Origin of the sequence: Bacillus cereus group sp. Bce019, assembly GCF_051781745.1 — a bacterium.
GTDB lineage: Bacteria > Bacillota > Bacilli > Bacillales > Bacillaceae_G > Bacillus_A > Bacillus_A cereus.
This window is the reverse complement of the sequence record NZ_JBPWJX010000002.1, coordinates 1-19,636: the sequence shown is the minus strand read 5'-3', so window position 1 is coordinate 19,636 and position 19,636 is coordinate 1. Positions and strand designations below refer to the sequence as shown.

Below are 19,636 nucleotides of genomic sequence, written 5' to 3'. Positions count from 1 at the left end.
TTTATTTATTGTGAACGCGTTTTTCATTCTTCTGTTTTATTGTTTTCTTTCGCCTCTAACTCTTTTAATTTTTTCTTCAAAGTCTCCACTTGTGCACTATACGATGCAATACCTACATCTAGTGAAATTTCTTCGACGAAAGTAATACCTACTCTCCACTTTTCATATTTCAATCGAAGATCTGCAATGTACGCTTCTTTTCTTTCAATTTCATCTTTAATCCATTTTTTTATTGTTACATCATCACTATAGTTACCAAAATACATTCTCATTAAAAAATCCGAACGTAAAACATCCTTCTCTACAGGCGTCTGCATGTATTGATAAAACTCTTCACGTCCTTCATCTGTAATAAAGTACATTTTCTTATTCGGTTTCCCCTCTTGCATGACAACCTCTTTTTTTATTTTCCCTTCATTCTCCAATTGTCGTAACGTTGGATAAATCATTCCAAAACTTCCATCAAAAAAATGAGTAAATACGTCTTCAAACACAATTTTAATATCGTACCCAGACAATTCCTTTTCCATTAATAAACCTAAAACAACATCTCTTCCCTTCAAAGTAAAACCCCCACACATTATATAATCAATAATCATATTAACAATGTTAATATGATTATTGATTATATACCTTATTCTGTTAATTGTAAAATGTTTCTAAATAAAAAAGCCCCATAATTTGGTTTCACCAATTCACAGGGCCATTTTCTTTTTTACTCTTTCACACCTACATCTTGCAAACTTCAATATCCTCTTTCATTTCATAATAATAAGAAGGCAATTCTATACCATGTTCTAAGAAATAATCCTCAATGAATGAAATAATAATTTTTAACGTTTTCACACGAGCATACAATTTATCGTTACTTTCAATAATATGCCACTTCGCATTTGGCTTACTTGTTTTTTCAAACATGTCTTCCATCGCTTCAACATATTCATCCCATTTTTCACGATTACGCCAATCTTCATCTGTAATTTTCCATCTTTTCAAAGGATTTTTCTCTCTATCTTTAAATCTCTTTAACTGTTCCTCTTTACTTATATGGTAGAAGAACTTCCCCATTATGTAATGGTCATCTGTTAGTAGTTTTTCAAAATCATTAATCTCATCATATGCTCTCATCCACTCTTCCTTTGTAGCAAAACCTTCAACACGCTCAACTAACACACGACCGTACCATGAGCGATCAAAAATAGTAATTTGCCCGTACTGTGGAATTTTGCGCCAGAAACGTTGCAAATAATGGTAACGTTTTTCATGAGGTGCAGGCGCTCCAATTGGATCTACTTGGAACCCACGTGGGTCAAGATGTTCCGTCACCCGCTTAATTGCCCCACCTTTACCAGCCGCATCCCATCCTTCCATAACAAGTATAACCGCGATTTTTTCTTCTTTCAAAATTTGTTGTAATGCTAATAAGCGCCTTTGATATTTTTCGAGTTTCTTATTGTACTTAGATTTTGATTCAATTTTTTTCGTTAAGTCTACTTTAGCAAGATGTCCATTTTCCATAAAACAAATCCCCCTTGTTGTATGACAATGTTATTTTAACATATTTTTGGCAATTTTTTCATATCCTAAAAAGCTGTGTAGAAACATCTCTACACAGCTTCCCTCTCTAATTTCACATATACAAGCACATTTAACTACATTAAAATAAATAATTTATACGGAACTCTTAGTATATTCTTTTTATTAAAACATAAAAATAGCCCTTTTAAAAAGGGTAGCAATCTAAGTATAGAAAAAACAAATTTATTCTTTCTTACTACATACGTAATTATGCCAGCTATAAGAGTAGTGAATAATATATTAATTCACTACTCACAATACCCACTTTACATTATATGGTATATTTACTCGTAAAAAGAAGATAATAACAAGTAAATCCATTAAAGAATGGGAGCTCTTAAAAAATGAAACGAAAAATATTAACTCTCTTTACGCTTATATGTTTAGCACTACCAATGCAAGCTAGTGCTTACACATTTCAGTCACTACCGATTGCGTCAAAGTCTAAACAATGGTATGTCGAAATTGATAAATCTCATAACTCAAACAAGCAAGCAATCCAGCCGAAACAAGGTGTATTTGATACGTATAGTTTACTCGTAAAAAACATCGGTCATGATGTATCAAATGTATCTGTGGAAATACTTGATAACAATCCTACCTCTAAAGCTACCTTTAAACCTTCTACACCTAATGAAAACATTTCTAAAAGTCATACAAGCTTTGACTACATGGTATTCCCATTAGACTTTAATAGTCATAATTTTAAAGTTGTAATCACTTGGGAAGAAAAGAATTTCTCTTATAACGGCCATCCGGTAAATGAAGGTAAAAAAATGAAACAAACATTTGTATTTAATGAAGAATAAGTCCTAATTTCTTTAGGGCTTATTCTTCTTTTTTGAAACCTACTTGTATCGCTTCCGTCACTTCTTTTGTGATTTCTATTTTTGTTGCTTCCATACTAATTTTTTTGTGCCAAATGTGTATGGAAGGCTTTTCATTACAAAGATGTTTTATTAATACTAGTTGATTATATGCTAAGTTATTTTCTATATAGGTCTAGCCCTCTTTTCCCATATAATCAATTAAATCGACGAATACTCGGTACAGACAATGCTATTCCAATTGTTAAAATTACTAAACTAGCTAGTGTTATAATAGTTATCTCGCCACCTATGACAGTAGCTAACCAGCCTACAACTACGTATCCTAATGGCAATAAAGCAAAAGAACCCAACATATCAAGGCTTGCCACTCTTCCGAATGCTTCTTCTGGTACAAGCTCCTGTAAACTCGTTTCCCAAATGAGTCCAAATATCATCATGCCAAATCCTTCAATTGCCATTAAGAATATTAAAGCGGGTGCCCAAGAAATGAATGGCATAATTAATAAAGCAATGCCACTCATTAAAACACCTCCATAAGCCAGTAATCCTCTCTTATGCCACAGCTCTTTCCCACCAAATATTAATGCGGCAATTACAGCCCCACCACCAGAAAAGGCCATGCCAAGTCCATACACGTAAGCTTCAAAATGATGATGAACATTAAATAACCATGGAATTAATACGACGATAATACCGGCATAACAAATATTTATAAAAGAAAAAACTAAAATTGTAATCCACAGCCACGGATGACTTTTTAAAACTAAAACACCTTCCATAAACTCTTGTTTGTAATTAAGCTTACTCTTTTCAATGGGTTTTACTTTTTTAAACTTAATTTCTTTTAAAAATAATAAACATAAAAATGATAATAAGTACGTTGCTGCATCTAGTCCGAAACCTATCCCTGCAGATGCAACCGATACGATTAACCCACCAAGTGCTGGCCCAATTAATCGTATACCTTGATTACTCATTTGAGTGAGTGCGTTAGCTGCATTACGAATTTCAGGGACGAATACTTTCGCCCTTACAGCAGAATATGCTGGTTGGAATATCCCTTCCATAAGTCCGTATATGGCAACGAGAATATATAAAATCGTAATTGTTAATAAATCCATAAATATAAGCGATGCAAGTAATAGCATTAATATACAGCGGATTATATCCGTAAATAACATTAACCTAACCCGATCAATTCGGTCTACAATTAAACCCGCAAATGGTAAAGCAAGAATATTAGGTAGCATGTACATTGCCATCGTCATCCCCATTACAACTGTTGAACCAGTTAATGAATACACAGCAACTGGAAGTATGACCATAGTTATCGAACTACCTAAGGCCGAGAGTAATTGTCCAATCCATAAAAACTTAAAGTGCGTTGATACTTTAACTGGTAATAATAATTTTCCAATATAACCTAAACTTTTCTCCTTTTGTATTTCCCCTTGCATGTCTCTCCCCTCTTTTCAAATGACTATAGAATACATAATATATGACTGAAAATTTATAATATTATATTTCTAATTATATAAGAAACAATTATGTTATGGTAAAATTATCAAAAAAATATAAAGGAGAATACATCATTATGCCTCCAAATTCACATAACATCGAACATCAGATCTATACAATGTGTATGATCCAACGTAACAATGAAGTTTTACTCATAAAACGCCCCAACCATCGAGGTTTCCCTGGCTACATCGCTCCTGGCGGCAAAGTAGATTTCCCCGAAAGTATCGTTCAAGCCGCTATAAGAGAAGTAAAAGAAGAAACCGGATTACTTGTTTCGGATTTAATTTTTAAGGGATTAGATGAATATGTAAATCCGAAAGGGAATGTTCGATATATGGTATTTAACTATTGGACAGACTCATTTGAAGGTGAACTTCTTTTGAACCCTCCTGAGGGTGAATTATTATGGATACCAATCGATACAGCACTAAAGCTACCTATGCAAACTTGGTTTAAAGAAAGATTCCCATTATTTTTTGAAACAGGCACTTTTGAAATTCAACGTGTTTGGGATAATGAGCTAGATAAACAAGTTGCTATAAAAATTACACATACGTAAAAAAGCTTGGAATCTCTCCAAGCTTTTCTTACTTCTCCTCTACTTTCTGAATCTTATAATCAATTTCTAAAAACTTAACTCCAAATATCCACATTCTATGATTAGCTTCTAGTATGTGATCCGTGCGCTCTTTTATAATAAAAGTCTCTGCTAATGGTAAACGGATTGTTAAGAACCGAGTATGTAAATAAATCCCCTCATCTCCCTGACCATTTTCTCTTAACTTACTAGTAATGATTAAATCATGACTATCATTATATAGTTTCAAAATACCAGTCATATTCGAATAAGGTAAAGGTAAGGCGATATTCATATATGTCTCATTCTTATTTGTATGCTTTGAATAAAGAGCTACAAAAATAGATTCACCTGCTTCATTTTTCCTTATCCAAGCCCTTACATTCTCTCTTCCATCTTTCTCATCTATTACACTAATGATAGAGCCATGCATCGTTTCCCAATTGCCGCCCATCCCTAAATGTATTTGTTCCACACGCTTACTCATTTTCTCATAGCAAAGTGCGAACGGACGGAACCAACGAGCCCATTTAATATTCGATTGCAATTCATACTCTGCTGTATTTTCATAAAAATGAATCATACTTAAAGGAACCTTCGTCACATCAAATGCCTCACTATGAAAGTCATTTACTTTATCAACTAAACCGTTGTATTCCTTACTGTCTACTAAATTGCTGCTATATAAATAAGCCTCACCAATTACCACATTTCCTCTTAACTTACTCATTGGTTTCCCATAGTATTTATAATTCGGAACACTCTTTTCAATCACCCAGCCGATAAATACCGGTAAAGCTACTCCAATTCCATTGACAACACCATGAATCCAAACCATTTGAGCAATTGTAATCGTCATTACATGCTTCAAATTTCCGTATGAATATATAAGTGAGAACATAATTGTAACCATGAGTGTACTAGACGAAACGATTAGAAGAATCTTTGCACTGATAACATTAAATTTTGCTCTCCAAACGTAAAATCCATACCCATAAATTGCACATAAATATAGGAACACTGCAAAAAATTCAAATATTCTTGAGTATGTAATTCCTATTGCAACTGTCATAGGTGAAATCATGATGATAAACATAATAGCATCATACACTTTACTTCTCTTTTCTCTTTTTCTCCCTATTAAACCAGCTGATAATGGCAATAGAAACGCCGAATAATGAAAATGTGCAGCTGTGAGTAAAACAATGTCAGAGCTAAAATGCATAATTGAAAGTTTTGCTACTGAAGCAAAAAACCAAAAACCACCTAAAAACAAATAAATAAACGCACTATCTATGGCGATTTCTTCTAACGGCTTCCATCCTCTTTCTAGCAATCTACGTACACCAAATAACGCAACAATTCCTGTATATACAAACCAAACTAGCGCAAATACATTGTAATTTGTGACGAAAGCTAGCATTGCACAAATTGCTGCGATTGGATATAAAAACGATACGAATTTATAAAATAATAAATACGATCCATCTCTTTTTCTTTTATCAATAATACAAAGTGACATTGGTATAAATAATAAAACAGATAATAATATAATTGCTTCAACAGGATTTATATTCGACCACTCATATATTAGAAAAACAACATAACAAGCAAGCCCAAATATTATATTTTTCATATCGTTTATTTCCTTTCCACAAATGTTCCCTTATATGAAAAAAGCGAGCCAATTAACGGGTTTCGTACTTGTACATGAATTCTAAAACACTGTAGTGTTGCATCATAACTTTCAACAATTTTTGCTTCACCATACAAAAATTTTGGTAACGGCATTTTTCTTCCAAACATATAAAACCATTGTTTCTTTGAAGAAATATGCATTGCCCCTAACTCATCGATATGAAAATGCAGTGTAGAAACGAGTAAATGTGGTTCGCCAAAATAATCTACAATTTCATTTTTGTTTTCATCAAACTGCATAACTGCATTAAAATATCTTTTCTTATTATGGAAATAAAAAGTACGGTTCCACCTTACTAATTCTTGTCCATATTCATCTCGCTCAGCTATGTTTTGTATCGTAAATGGAATTCCCTCTCCTCGTTCCGAGAAAAACATTCGAAACTTCGATGCAATTTTCAATATAAATTTCACGAAAAAAGAGCCACCGTAAATTTCATCCATCTTTCCTTCCCCTGTAAAACTATTCTCTTCTGTAATCGCATAACGCTTCTGCAATTCAGGATGAAGATTTTTATAGGTATCCCCTAATAATCGTTCATACATATTAGCCATACACTTATCCCTTTCTCGCCCTCTTACAATTTTTCGCGCTTGGTAAATCGAAACTATTTATATAACCGACAATTGATAACCCCATTAGAAGAACATTTAATGTAATCGGATTAAACGGTCCTGTAAAGCTTGCGATATTCGTAAATCCTGCCGCTAACGTTAAAACTAGTAATACAATAATATGCAGTATAAATAATTTTCTTTTTGTTAGTGGCAACAGCCATACGACACCGAAAATTATTTCTAACACCCCAATTATTTTAAGTATACATACACTACTTTCATTTGAACCAATTAATACAGAAAGCATCTTTACTTCTTCTAAATGAGTAAACAGTAGTTTTGGCACTATCCCTTGATATATCCATACAAAAGCAAATAAAAAACATACGAGCCAATACGTCATTGTTCTTCTAATTAGTAATCTAGGATGAAGCCCCTTTTCTAACCATAATTTTAAGGCATCAAAACTCCAAGCGGTCGCCCAACCTAATAACGGACGAAAAATATAGGAATCTATTACATTTCCTATACGACCAAATCTTGTCTCATAATCATATTGTGTCTCAAAATGAATATATTCTTTATTGGGCGTATACTTCCAATAACCACGTCCTATTTGAATAAGAGATAATGTATTATCCGTCCAAAATTTTAAAGAGGAAATTCTTTCACCAGTCTCTTTTCTTATTTCACCTATTGATTCCCCTTCTCCAGCTATTTCAAGCCCAAATCCAATCTTTGTTTTATACAAAAACTTCTGTGGTTCTCCTTCTTTTTTCTCTAAATACGAAATTTCAGTAAAGCGAGCATCCCACTCTGTATGTATATCTGGTTCTTGCGTATATTCCCATAATTTTTCCATCGTCGTGTTCATTTTTGTCGCAACATAAATAGGCTGTTTCCTTTTCATTCTCCCCACCTCCTATGCACTATAAGTTTAATGTACATGCAATGAATTTATTTTGCTACATTTTTCACAAACTCCCTCAGAAAAAAGAAAGAATTTTTAAAATATATATAAAACACTTGATTCCCCGAAAAATTTAAATTATTATAAAACAAATGTTACCAACAACTTCATAAATCAAACACTCTCGCCTAAAACGTGAGATAGAGGTTGCGATACTTATGAGTATTCTAATGGAGACACAGAGATGTCTATGAACTTAGATGAAAGGAAGTATTGCCGAAATTGATAAATTTCTCTGCATTTATCAATTGGGGCTGTTTTCGAATAGAAACAGAACTGTCATATGTACAGACGTGTACGTATGAAGAGCTATCTACAAAAAAGAGATATCATTTTTTATGATATTCCTTTTTTGGCGGTTTTTTTATTAGCTCCGTTTTCTGTTTCCCTTTTCCTGTAACAGCACCATCCTCACTTATTTGAGATGGTGTTTTTTGTTTGTCTTTCTGGTAACTACAGGAGTATTGGGATTTATATATTTCCTAATCTATTCTTAAAAATAGACGAAAGAAGGAATTTGTAATGGAAACAATTGTTCAAAAATTCGGTGGCACTTCTGTCGGAAGCGTCGAACGCATTCAACATGTAGCAAATTTAATTATTGAAGAATATGAACGAGGTCATAGCGTTGTCTCTGTCGTTTCAGCAATGGGAAAAAGCACGGATGAACTTGTCGCACTCGCTAACGCAATTACAGAAAATCCAAGTAAACGCGAAATGGATATGCTTCTATCGACAGGAGAGCAAGTAACTATTTCATTATTAACGATGGCACTACAAGCAAAAGGGTATAACGCGATTTCATTAACAGGATGGCAAGCTGGTATTACGACAGAATCTGTACATAGTAGTGCACGGATTACTGAAATTAATACAGATCGAATTCAGTCTTATCTTACTAAAGGCACGATTGTTATTGTAGCTGGTTTCCAAGGAGTCAGTGAAGATTTTGAAATTACAACGCTTGGACGAGGCGGTTCTGATACAACTGCTGTCGCATTAGCTGCTGCACTAAACGCAAAAAAATGTGATATTTACACAGATGTGACCGGCGTATATACGACGGATCCACGAGTTGTAAAAGATGCTTATAAATTAGATGAAATTTCTTATGACGAAATGTTAGAACTTGCAAACCTCGGTGCTGGTGTATTACACCCGCGCGCCGTTGAGTTTGCTAAAAATCATAACGTAGTTTTAGAAGTTCGCTCAAGTATGGAACAAGAAAACGGAACAATTGTAAAAGGAGAATGTAACATGGAACAACAATCAATCGTTAAAGGTATTGCATTTGAGGATAATATTACACGTGTCACAATTAAAGGACTAGAACAAGGCTCGCTTTCAACAGTTTTCTCTACATTAGCAGCAGCACACATTAATGTAGATATCATCATTCAAAGTATTACAAATGAAGGAACTGTACATCTCTCCTTCTCCATTCATTCGAATGATTTAAGAGAAACTTTAGAAGTTTTGGAACAAAATCAAGAAACTCTTCACTATGAATCTGTAGAACATGAAAATCACTTAGCAAAAGTATCAATCGTAGGATCTGGCATGGTATCTAACCCAGGTGTCGCTGCAAATATGTTCACTACTTTAAAAGAAGAAGATATTCATATTAAAATGGTAAGTACATCAGAAATTAAAGTGTCTGTCGTTATTGACCGCCTTCATTTAGTAACAGGCGTTGAGGCGCTGCATCAATCATTTATGGCGAAAATTGAGCCTTTCGTGCAAATGAGCTAATTTGATATGTTTAGTAACGCTTATAAAAAAAACATATTAATCTACTTCCTTCCTATTAAATAAAAAGCTATTCGTTAACAAGATGCTATATGATATATTAAAAAACACCTTGTCACATTTTCCTATACTGTGACAAGGTGTTTTTGACTGAAAGGAATTTGTAACTACTTAGTAGTATAATTATGAGGATAATTAAATAATAAACTTTTATACATAAGGAGATAAGACTATGGCAAAAAACAAATTACTACGAATGGACAATGTCAGCATCGTTGTAGAATCCCTTGATAACGCAATCTCTTTCTTTGAGGAGATTGGCTTGAATCTCGAAGATCGAGCAAATGTCGAAGGTGAATGGGCTGGTCGCGTAACTGGACTCGGTTCTCAGTGCGTAGAGATTGCTATGATGGTCACTCCAGATGGCCACAGCCGAATTGAACTTTCGCGATTTCTCACCCCTCCTACTATAGCAGATCACCGAACAGCTCCTGTAAACGCCCTCGGTTATCTACGCGTCATGTTCACTGTCGAGGATATTGACGAAATGGTATCGAGACTCACTAAGCATGGTGCAGAGCTCGTTGGCGAAGTAGTTCAGTACGAGAACTCGTATCGTCTCTGCTACATTCGTGGAGTCGAAGGAATTTTAATCGGTTTAGCAGAAGAACTCGGTAATAAATAAGTAATGTTTTATAAAAAAGAGGGAATAGCTCTATATTTAAGCTATTCCCTTACTTCTATTAAAACAGATGAATGTTTTCTTTCTTGCAAGCTTCACGTAAATCGTCAGGCCATACAGAAGATTGAACTTCACCGATATGTGCTTTACGTAAGAAGTACATGCACATTCTTGATTGTCCAATGCCACCGCCGATTGTTAATGGTAGTACGTCTTCTAGTATACCTTTATGGAAATCATACTCACGTTTGAAGTCTTCACCAGTTTTCGTTAACTGCTCATCAAGTGATTTACTATCAACACGAATTCCCATTGATGATAACTCAAATGAAGATTGTAGTACTGGGTGCCAGAATAAAATGTCACCGTTTAATTTCCAATCGTCATAATCAGCTGCGCGTCCGTCATGCTTTTCACCTGAACGAAGTGCATCACCAATTCCGATAATGAAGACTGCACCGTGTTCTTTTGCAATTGCATGTTCACGATCTTTCGGTGTTAATTCTGGATATTTATCTTCTAATTCCTGAGAAGTAACGAAAACAATTTCTTCCGGTAAATACTTTCCAAGGAACGGATATTTTTCAAATAAGTGATCTTCTAAATCTTTGAATATTCCATAAATTGTTTGTACTGTTTTTTGTAAGTATTCAACAGTACGCCATTCTTTTTGAACGATTTTTTCCCAATCCCATTGGTCAACATAAATGGAATGCGTTGCATCAAGTTCTTCATCACGACGAATCGCGTTCATGTTTGTATATAAACCTTCACCAGCTTCATATCCGTATTCATGTAATGCAAATCGTTTCCATTTCGCTAGTGAATGAACAATTTCTAATTCTTCTCCTGAATGTAACATATCAAATTCAATTGGACGTTCTACACCGTTTAGGTGATCGTTTAATCCTGATTTTTTCGTTACGAATAATGGTGCAGATACGCGGAATAGTTCAAGGCGTTTTGCTAATTGGTCCTCGAAAAATGTTTTAACTTCCTTAATTGCGATTTGAGTCTCTCTTACTGTCATTAATGATTGATACATGGTGGTTTCCTCCTAAAATGTTTGGATGTTGTGAAAAGAAGCCAACAAAAAAAGCCCTTCTTTCCCAAAAAACTGGGACGAAAGGCTTTGGTTCCGCGGTACCACCCAAATTAGCAACAGAGGTTGCTCACTTATACAATACGGAGATGAAATATCTCGATACTGTTCTTCTTGTAACGGCGAAGTTCCCGGCTAAGTCTACTTTCCTATAAAGGATTTCGGTTAGCAACTCCAGGAGGTTCTTCATAATAGGCTTCGTATCAGGCTCACACCACCCCTGACTCGCTTAAACTACGTCCTACTACTACTCGTCCTTTCATAGTCGTTTTGTTGTCACATCTCTGAAACATTTTATTAATGATTATTCTATACAAAAAATAAAGAAAGTCAACAAAAAGTTTTAAAATATTTTTCAATTCTTTATTTTACGGCTTTATTGATTGTTTTTAATTTAACATCTTTACTTTTTCTGCCTCGTCAATCCAAAAAATGTTTCACTGACCGAAACTAACGTATACACAACAATTAATGTGATCGTTCGGAATATAGAATCCGCAGTATTTCTTATTATTTTCATTTTCTTTATAATTCCTTTCAGTTTACTTGCAATTTCATGATATACTATAGCATTCAAGCAGTTTGTTTTTACTTAAAACAAACATAGTCATTTATCCAGAGTATTTTTCTAAAACATTGGCTATTATTAAATAAGATTTTTTATATAACGGAGTGATCACATGAGTAAAACGAAAGCGAAACCAAAAAAAGGTGTAGGACAAGGTACAGGAAGTAAAGGTTGGAACCGTTGGCAATCAAGTGCAAAGAAAAAGAAAGCTGCAAAGCCATACAAAAGTAAAGGTACAAAGAAGTAATTTAAATAACATTTGATTTCTTTACTTTGCACAAAACAAAATATAATTATTACAACAAAAAGCTATGCTTTCACATGTGAAAGCATAGCTTTTTCATATTAAATCATTAAAATATCTCGTATTTCTTCCTCCGTAATGGATGCTAATTTTTCTTCTCCTGGCTCAATCACTTCAGCAATTAAATTTTTCTTACTTTCTTGCAGTTCATGCATTTTCTCCTCGATTGTTCCGTGGGCTACTAGCTTTATAACTTGCACTGTATTTTTTTGCCCCATTCGATACGCTCTATCGGCCGCTTGTTGTTCAACAGCTGGATTCCACCATAAATCGTATAATATTACTGTATCTGCACCAGTTAAATTAAGTCCGGTACCACCAGCTTTTAAAGAAATAAGAAATAGATCCCCTTCTCCTTCGTTAAACCGATCGCACAGCTTTACACGTTCCTGCGCTGGTGTACTCCCGTCTAAATAAAAGTATGGAATTGCTTGACGATTTAACTCACGACCAATAATGGAAAGCATCTTCGTAAATTGAGAAAAAATTAATATTCTCTTTCCTGTACTTCTACATTCCTCTAAAATCTCTAACAGTTGTTCAAATTTAGCTGAACTTCCTTTGTAATCATCAACAAATAAAGCAGGATGGCAACAAATTTGTCGCAATCTCGTTAAACCAGCTAAAATTCTAATTTTATTTTTACGTAACGTATCTTTGTCTAAATGCTTTAACGTTTCTTCCCTTAACTTCGCTAAATAAGCAGCATAAAGACTCTTTTGATCGGGTAATAACTCCGATGATTGTAAGTGCTCTATTTTCTCTGGCAACTCATTTAATACGTCCCCTTTTAATCGTCTTAATACGAATGGTTTCACTCGCTTCGCTATATCTTCACGCCTTAAATCACCGAACTCTTTTCTTCCTGGTAATAATTCTGGGAAGACGACATGGAAGATAGACCATAGCTCTTCTAATGAATTTTCTACAGGTGTACCCGTTAGCCCAAAACGGTATTCAGCTTGAATTGTTTTCACAGCTCTTGCCGTTTGCGTTGTAGGGTTTTTAAACGCCTGCGCTTCATCAAGGAATAGTGTATGAAATGGTCTTGCATACAATCTTATATCTCTTCTCAGTAATGGATATGACGTAATTACAACATCAAATTCCGTTATATCTTTCAAAATTTTCCGGCGCTCTGCTTGAATTCCATCTGCAATAACTGCTCTAATATGCGGGGCGAATTTTTTCAATTCACTAAACCAATTATAAACAAGAGATGATGGTGAAACGACTAATATTGGCAGTTTCTTTTCTCGAATCTCAGGCAAAACAGAATCTATAAAAGCAATGCTTTGCAACGTTTTTCCAAGTCCCATATCATCTGCTAAAATACCGCCAAAACGGTAATGAGCAAGTGTTTTCATCCATTCGAACCCATATACTTGATACTTTCTCATTTCTGCATTTAAAGTATTTGGCACAGCAAACTTTAATTTTTTCGGGTTTTGAATGTTTTCTACTAACTCTTGAACAGAATCATCCAAACTTAAAACATTGCCTTCATGAAGTCCGTTCATCCATTTTACACTTCGAATAAGCGGAACATTTACCTCTTCTCCATGTAAAAATTCTTTCCGAATACCTGATTCTTTTATAAACTGATTAATTTCATTAAACTCTTTACTCTCTAGCGATAAAAACGAACCATTCGCCAATCGATAATATTTACGTTTCTCTTCAAGGGCCGCTAATACACCTTTAATTTCTGCTTCTGGTATTCCTTTTATATCAAAACGAAATGACAACCAATCAATTCTTTCTTTTCTTCTCACTCTAATAAGAGGAACTGCATCCCCTTTACTAATTCGCAATTTGATTGCTGTCGTCGCATAAATATCAACTAAACCTTTTAATGTTGGCACGACGTGATATAAAAAGTTATACTCAGCTTCTTCATTATGCATAAAGTAACCGCCTTCTGTTTTTGCAAAAGCACTTTCACTCATAATGTCTAAAATCTCTTTTTCCTTTTTCTCATCACGATTAAAAACAGACGGCTGTCCATCCTCTTCTAGCGGATTAATCATGACGTTCCCATAGTGAAATTCAAGACCTGCTAATAAGCGATTTTTCACGCGGTCTAAATACAATTTCGCTTTTAGCGAAGGTGTTTCAACACGATCCGATATTACTTCATCAATGTGTACAGTTCCGAGCTTCATTAATCCTGGTACAACTTTCGCGACGAAATGTTCCATCTTACTTTCTGGAATATAAAACTGATTACTATTTGAGCGACTCATCATCTTTTGTAATTCAATAAGTCGCATACAATCTTCAATGTGTAAGTGATATAATTTCCCATCGTAAAGTGCATTGTTATACATATCCATAACTTGTACACGATTTAAACCCTCTATATGAAGTGTAAATCCGCCATTATTTCCCTTCGTAAATTCAAAGTGTAACGGCAACAACCCTTTTGAAACTTGTAATCCCTGAAACAGTTGTTCATTTTGTTTCAGCTGTACATATTCAGCTTTAGAAAGTGAAAAGAGCATATCTTTCCATGAAGCTGGTGGTATAAATATCATACTTTCATCTTGTTTCGCATGTACTTCTAGCGTATCTTCATACATTTTTTCGTTATGATACATTTTAATGAGCTGCTGAATAATTGCATCCGTTTCTTGTTTAAAACTATGTACATCTGGTGTATATGTAAATTCATTTGAACAATGAAAAGACTCTCTTTTCTCCACCTTAGAAAGAAATTCTCTAATATGATTTATGAAATACACTTTGGCAAGTTTCAATTGAATTCCAAGAAGAGTCCCACCACTTCTCGTAGCAACTGGTGTACATATAAACTCAATATCTAATATTTCACGTGTATCAAAACGGTGTTGTTTACTTTTTGGCCTCAGTGGTTTGTCTGCAAACAGCTGAAACATACCACTTGTCAATTGATCATTTCTGCTACTAGTGGAGCTCATTCCACCTGTTTGTTGATTATAGTTTATTTGTATTAATACTGCTGCAACATGTTGACAGTACGTTTGAAAAGACGCTAATGAAGGACAACTACATTTTGCAACAACATCACCCTTTTTGGCTTTTGCTACTGTAACATGGAAATCCTCGTTCCCTTTTACTGTCGCCTCACAAATTTCTTTATTTTCATCGTAATGATCTATTATCACTTTATTTGATTTATAATAGGCTTCACCTCTTTTATATGAGGTCTCTCCGCACACTTCTTTAATAATCGATTTATTCAATGTGAAACTCATCGCTTTGACACTTCCTTAATATAAAACCATTTTCTCTTACTTAACATTTTACATGCTCCACGAGAAAATATAAAATGTTGATTTAACAAAAGAAGATGCTTATTTATAAGCATCTTCTTCACTCTATCTCCATCAACCTCTTCGCCTCAAAATACAACACTTGAATAAACTTCTTCGTATTAATTCGCGTATGACCAGAAGATGCGAGTTCATCTTTCGTCATTTCTGTCATCCGTTTTCTAACTACGGTAAAATCGAAAAATTTTGGAGCATAGCTTTCAAATTTTGGATTTGAAAAGTCTGTTAATCCTAAAGAAGCCAAATGATTTAACGACTGATAAATAGCTCGACGTACTCTTTGTTCAGACGCTTTTTTCTCTTTATCAATATCCGCCTCTAAAGCTAGATCCCCTAATTTCCTTATCGTAATATGATGAAAAATTTCTTTTAACGCAGGAAAGCCAAACTCAAATGTCTGTGCCTTTTCTTGACCATATAAATATTCCAGCATACTAAGTAAATCTTTACTTCCATTCTCTCCCGCAATACCGAGTTCTGATAGTAAAAAGCGTCCTAAATCCCCTATCTTTTTTCCTTCTTGCACTGGTTCAGTACGCAATTGCGGCTTTTCCCACTGAAACACGTTATTCAATGATTTTTGAATATCATGTATAGAACGCTCCAATCTAATACGCTCCATCACTTTGCGTACAACAGATACAACTTCGATTTTGTTTAATGGTTTTGTAATATAATATTCTACACCAAGTGTATATGCCTCACCTATAAGCTGCTTCGATTCCACTTGAGAAATCATAATGATTTTCCCCGTGAAAGTTGACGCAATGTGACGAACTGTTTCAATTCCGTCCCTCATCGGCATCAACAAATCAATAAATAAAATATCTACTTTTTTAAAATTTAGTTGATCCGCTTCAATAAAAGCTCCGTCATCCGCCTCACCAATTACTTCTCCAAGATCTCCATCTTCAATAATTTGCGAAAGCATCGAACGGAAAACTTCATCATCGTCTACGATATAATAAAACAAATCTATTCCCCTTCCTGCTTTAAACTATCCTCTGGTAAACAAACGATAAACTTACATCCTCTTTTATTTTCTCGGTCTTCTAATTTCACTTCTCCGCCTAGCTCTGTTACCATTTCATTTATGTAAGAAAGCCCAATACCAGTTGACGGTGTTCCCGTTTGATCATACTTGGAAGTAAATCCTGGCTTAAATACTAATTTCTTATACTTTTGTGTAATACCAGGCCCATCGTCAATTACTTCAAAAAATATATGCTGATTTCTTTTATATAGCTTAATAATAACGAAACCTTTATCTTCAATTGCTTCAACTGCATTTGCAACTAAGTTATTAAAAATTGATAGCACTGTATACACGTGGTATGCAGCATGCTCACCTTCTATATGTTTAGAAAAACGTATATCCTTTTCTAGCATTTCAGCATACTTCTCGTTTATTCTAACAATCATCTCTGCTAACTCATGTCCTTCTACATATTCAGCCACATTTTTATCTAATAACAGTTTAGATAATCCTGCAAATATCCTTTGATTATCCTTTTTTATTTCATGCACTTCCCCCGCTATTTTCAATGCTGTTTTACTACTTGAATCAGCGCTTACTTGTAAATTTCGATATAGTTGATATGCTTCTTGTGTAATTAACTCCGCATTTTGTAACGTCTTTTTCAAATGAACAGATTCCACATATAAATTAGAAAGATGCATTAACATATTTTCATTTTCTTTTCGAACTTGCGATTCTTTTAATTTCGTTTCATATAAATTCATCATATTTAAAAAACCAAGTGCAAAGAAACTACGAAAAATAGCAATAATAATAAGTTTATTTACTTCAGAAATCGTTATTGTTGTACCTAGTACTAACATGTGATAAAACGCAAGTTCTGACATACTTGCAACAATTTCAATTGAAATTCCAAGGCATCCAATAATGATTGGTTTCTGATGGAACTTATTTACTCTGCAAAGCGAAAAAAAACTGCCATAAATAAAATAATAGAAGAACACAGGGTAACGCAAATAAAATGATTCTGTCATATGAAATGAACCTTGCATGATCCAGTCAAGACACACTCGGAATAAGACTACAGATATACCAACAAGAATACCTGCAACTCCTGCTGGTATTCTTCTTAAAAATAATAATAAAAAGAAGAATAGCGGTGTACCGAAGCTAACTCGAAACGTATCATTAAAGGGATGAAAGTTCAGCTCCCCAGCAATCGGAACAACGACCATTAATATAATTAAAAGGGACATATCTTTCTTCCATAATTGATTCCAATTCAAAGGTGACACTTCCTATACTTTTTTTCAGTAGTAAAAGCGAAAGCCCGCTTATTGTTATAAACGGGCTTTTTTTCTATATTCTAACCTTTTCTACCGCTTTTATTTGGCGATACTCTGGCTTCCACATTGCTTCTTTCACTGCCATCTTGATATCGTTATCACTTAAGTTCACTCTTGCAACACCTTCTGCAACTGCAACTTTCGCTACTTCAATTGCAACCATTTCTGAGATATTACGTAATTCTTCGACCTCTGGTAAAATAGGTGCTCCTGGCTGACTTGTATCTACCATACTCGCAACTGCTTCAGCAGCCGCTGCGAACATTCCATCCGTCATGACGCTTGCTCGTACTACAATTGTTCCAAGACCAAGCCCTGGGAAAATAAGTGCATTATTTGATTGTCCAATCACATACGTTACACCGTTATATGTAACTGGTTCAAATGGACTTCCTGTTGCAACTAACGCTCTTCCTTCTGTCCACTCGATTAAATCTGCTGGTTTTGCTTCAGCAAGTGGCGTTGGATTCGACATTGGTAAAATGATTGGTCTTTCTACGTGAGAAGCCATTTCTTTAATAATCTCTTCTTTAAATGCACCTGCAACAGTAGATGTACCAATTAAAATTGTCGGTTTTACATGTTTCACAACTTCAGCAAGTCCGATCACATCATTTTGCTTCCACTCACTTACTTCTGCTTCTTTTCTTGCGTACGGAATTTGGAAATCAAGAAGATCTTCCATATTATCTGTAACTAACCCGTTACGATCAATACACCAGAAACGCTTATATGATTCTTCTTCAGATACGCCTACACGGACCATCGCATCTCTAACTTGATCTGCGATACCGATTCCAGCCGTACCAGCACCAAATACTACAACGCGGTGTTCACTTAGCGGTACACCAGAAGCTTTCACTGCCGATAATACTGCCGCAAGTGAAACTGCACCTGTACCTTGAATATCATCATTAAACGTACAAACATCATGACGATATTTATCTAAAATTTTTCGTGCGTTACGAGAGCTAAAGTCTTCCCAATGTAAAAGTGCTTTCGGGAATTGTTTGTTTACCGCTTGTACAAACGTATCAATAAATTCATCGTAAGCTTCACCTGTTATACGAGGGTGACGATTTCCAATATAAAATGGATTGTTTAATAGCTCCTCACGGTTTGTACCTACATCTAAAATTACCGGTAATACACGACTAGGATCGATTCCAACTGCAGCAGTGTAAACAGCTAATTTTCCGATTGCGATGTTAATACCACCAACGCCCCAGTCACCAATTCCTAATATGCCTTCTCCATCTGTTACAACGACTAAATCAATGTTCTCAGCTGTTGCACCGATATTGGTAAATGCTTCTTCGATACCTGATGGATCGTTAATTGATAAATAAACACCACGTGGTTTACGATATTCATGACTATATCTTTGAATTGCTACACCGACAGTTGGTGTATATACAATCGGTAACATTTCACGTAAATGATCTGTCAATATACGATAAAATAATACTTCATTTCGATCATGTAACGCAGTTAAGTATACATTCTTTAATAAATCATCCGGCTGAGAACTAAATTGTTCGTATGCTCGGCGTGCCTGTTCTTCTAACGTTAAAACCGCTGGCGGTAATAACCCTTTTAAACCTAACTCTTCTCTTTCATTTTGTGTGAAAGCTACCCCTTTATTTAAAAGTGGTGTTGATAATACTTCTGCTCCTCTTAATGTTGTTTCTAATGCACCATTAGAAGCTACTGTAAACTTGCTCATAACATCCCTACCTCTATTCATATATAGCATTTCTATATTGTAAACAAAAAAGAGGGGCTTGTCCCCCCTCTTCTTTTAATTTTTCTTTAAAAGAGTTGCTCCTGCAATCCCTGGGTGTGTCATTTCGAATGGAT

16 protein-coding genes, 1 riboswitch and 1 other annotated feature are annotated in these 19,636 nt (G+C 34.8%); of the genes, 5 read left to right on the top strand and 11 right to left on the bottom strand.

What is annotated here, in order from left to right; translation table 11 throughout:
• Window positions 1-23: 23 nt before the first annotated feature.
• On the bottom strand, window positions 24-563 hold the full coding sequence (locus ACS2QP_RS03545; RefSeq protein WP_000678334.1) for a PadR family transcriptional regulator: 540 nt from the start codon (window positions 561-563) through the stop codon (window positions 24-26).
• 166 nt (window positions 564-729) lie between these two features.
• Complete coding sequence (locus ACS2QP_RS03540; protein WP_438882135.1) at window positions 730-1,518, bottom strand: polyphosphate kinase 2 family protein; 789 nt, start codon at window positions 1,516-1,518, stop codon at window positions 730-732.
• 404 nt (window positions 1,519-1,922) lie between these two features.
• Here ACS2QP_RS03540 and ACS2QP_RS03535 point away from each other — a divergent pair, with 404 nt between their 5' ends.
• Window positions 1,923-2,387, top strand: coding sequence for a hypothetical protein (locus ACS2QP_RS03535; protein ID WP_000823333.1), 465 nt, complete (start codon window positions 1,923-1,925; stop codon window positions 2,385-2,387).
• 215 nt (window positions 2,388-2,602) lie between these two features.
• On the opposite strand, the gene ACS2QP_RS03530 is transcribed toward ACS2QP_RS03535, so the two are convergent.
• A complete protein-coding gene (locus ACS2QP_RS03530) occupies window positions 2,603-3,865 on the bottom strand; it encodes an MFS transporter (RefSeq protein WP_017673962.1) in 1,263 nt (420 codons plus the stop codon).
• A 137-nt stretch (window positions 3,866-4,002) separates the two neighbouring features.
• Between ACS2QP_RS03530 and ACS2QP_RS03525 the strand changes: the two genes are divergently transcribed.
• Window positions 4,003-4,488, top strand: a complete 486-nt coding sequence (locus ACS2QP_RS03525) for an 8-oxo-dGTP diphosphatase (RefSeq protein ID WP_017673963.1) — start codon at window positions 4,003-4,005, stop codon at window positions 4,486-4,488.
• A gap of 28 nt (window positions 4,489-4,516) precedes the next feature.
• Here ACS2QP_RS03525 and ACS2QP_RS03520 read toward each other — a convergent pair whose 3' ends face one another.
• The 3 genes from ACS2QP_RS03520 to ACS2QP_RS03510 are packed head-to-tail and all read right to left on the bottom strand — an operon-like array spanning window position 4,517 to window position 7,672.
• Window positions 4,517-6,142, bottom strand: a complete 1,626-nt coding sequence (locus tag ACS2QP_RS03520; protein ID WP_438882134.1) for a YndJ family protein — start codon at window positions 6,140-6,142, stop codon at window positions 4,517-4,519.
• A gap of 5 nt (window positions 6,143-6,147) precedes the next feature.
• Window positions 6,148-6,759 carry a DUF4166 domain-containing protein gene (locus tag ACS2QP_RS03515; RefSeq protein WP_000002651.1) on the bottom strand — a complete coding sequence of 204 codons (612 nt, stop codon included), beginning with the start codon at window positions 6,757-6,759 and terminating at the stop codon, window positions 6,148-6,150.
• Window positions 6,760-6,763: 4 nt separating this feature from the next.
• A complete protein-coding gene (locus ACS2QP_RS03510; RefSeq protein WP_000823944.1) occupies window positions 6,764-7,672 on the bottom strand; it encodes a DoxX-like family protein in 909 nt (302 codons plus the stop codon).
• Between the two features lie 193 nt (window positions 7,673-7,865).
• Window positions 7,866-8,052: riboswitch (Lysine riboswitch) on the top strand.
• Between the two features lie 202 nt (window positions 8,053-8,254).
• Here ACS2QP_RS03510 and ACS2QP_RS03505 point away from each other — a divergent pair.
• Window positions 8,255-9,484: an aspartate kinase gene (locus tag ACS2QP_RS03505; protein ID WP_017673965.1), complete on the top strand. Its 1,230-nt coding sequence runs from the start codon at window positions 8,255-8,257 to the stop codon at window positions 9,482-9,484.
• A 229-nt stretch (window positions 9,485-9,713) separates the two neighbouring features.
• Window positions 9,714-10,166 (top strand): VOC family protein, encoded by a 453-nt coding sequence (locus tag ACS2QP_RS03500; RefSeq protein WP_017673966.1) that lies wholly within the window; start codon window positions 9,714-9,716, stop codon window positions 10,164-10,166.
• Between the two features lie 58 nt (window positions 10,167-10,224).
• Here the strand turns inward: ACS2QP_RS03500 and asnA are convergent, their stop codons facing one another.
• Complete coding sequence (gene asnA, locus ACS2QP_RS03495; protein WP_000284917.1) at window positions 10,225-11,208, bottom strand: aspartate--ammonia ligase; 984 nt, start codon at window positions 11,206-11,208, stop codon at window positions 10,225-10,227.
• Window positions 11,209-11,278: 70 nt separating this feature from the next.
• Window positions 11,279-11,537: a binding site (T-box leader), on the bottom strand.
• 408 nt (window positions 11,538-11,945) lie between these two features.
• Between asnA and ACS2QP_RS03490 the strand changes: the two genes are divergently transcribed.
• Window positions 11,946-12,080 (top strand): DUF3934 domain-containing protein, encoded by a 135-nt coding sequence (locus ACS2QP_RS03490; protein WP_000047591.1) that lies wholly within the window; start codon window positions 11,946-11,948, stop codon window positions 12,078-12,080.
• Between the two features lie 98 nt (window positions 12,081-12,178).
• Here ACS2QP_RS03490 and ACS2QP_RS03485 read toward each other — a convergent pair whose 3' ends face one another.
• From ACS2QP_RS03485 to malS, 4 genes are all read right to left on the bottom strand, one after another.
• The gene (locus tag ACS2QP_RS03485) at window positions 12,179-15,373 is read right to left on the bottom strand and encodes an SNF2 helicase associated domain-containing protein (RefSeq protein ID WP_438882133.1); all 3,195 of its coding nucleotides are present in this window, start codon (window positions 15,371-15,373) and stop codon (window positions 12,179-12,181) included.
• Between the two features lie 118 nt (window positions 15,374-15,491).
• Complete coding sequence (locus ACS2QP_RS03480; RefSeq protein WP_000500302.1) at window positions 15,492-16,424, bottom strand: response regulator; 933 nt, start codon at window positions 16,422-16,424, stop codon at window positions 15,492-15,494.
• A 2-nt stretch (window positions 16,425-16,426) separates the two neighbouring features.
• Window positions 16,427-17,725, bottom strand: a complete 1,299-nt coding sequence (locus ACS2QP_RS03475; protein ID WP_410990886.1) for a sensor histidine kinase — start codon at window positions 17,723-17,725, stop codon at window positions 16,427-16,429.
• Between the two features lie 64 nt (window positions 17,726-17,789).
• Window positions 17,790-19,502 carry an oxaloacetate-decarboxylating malate dehydrogenase gene (gene malS, locus ACS2QP_RS03470; RefSeq protein ID WP_016117558.1) on the bottom strand — a complete coding sequence of 571 codons (1,713 nt, stop codon included), beginning with the start codon at window positions 19,500-19,502 and terminating at the stop codon, window positions 17,790-17,792.
• Between the last annotated feature and the right edge of the window lie 134 nt (window positions 19,503-19,636).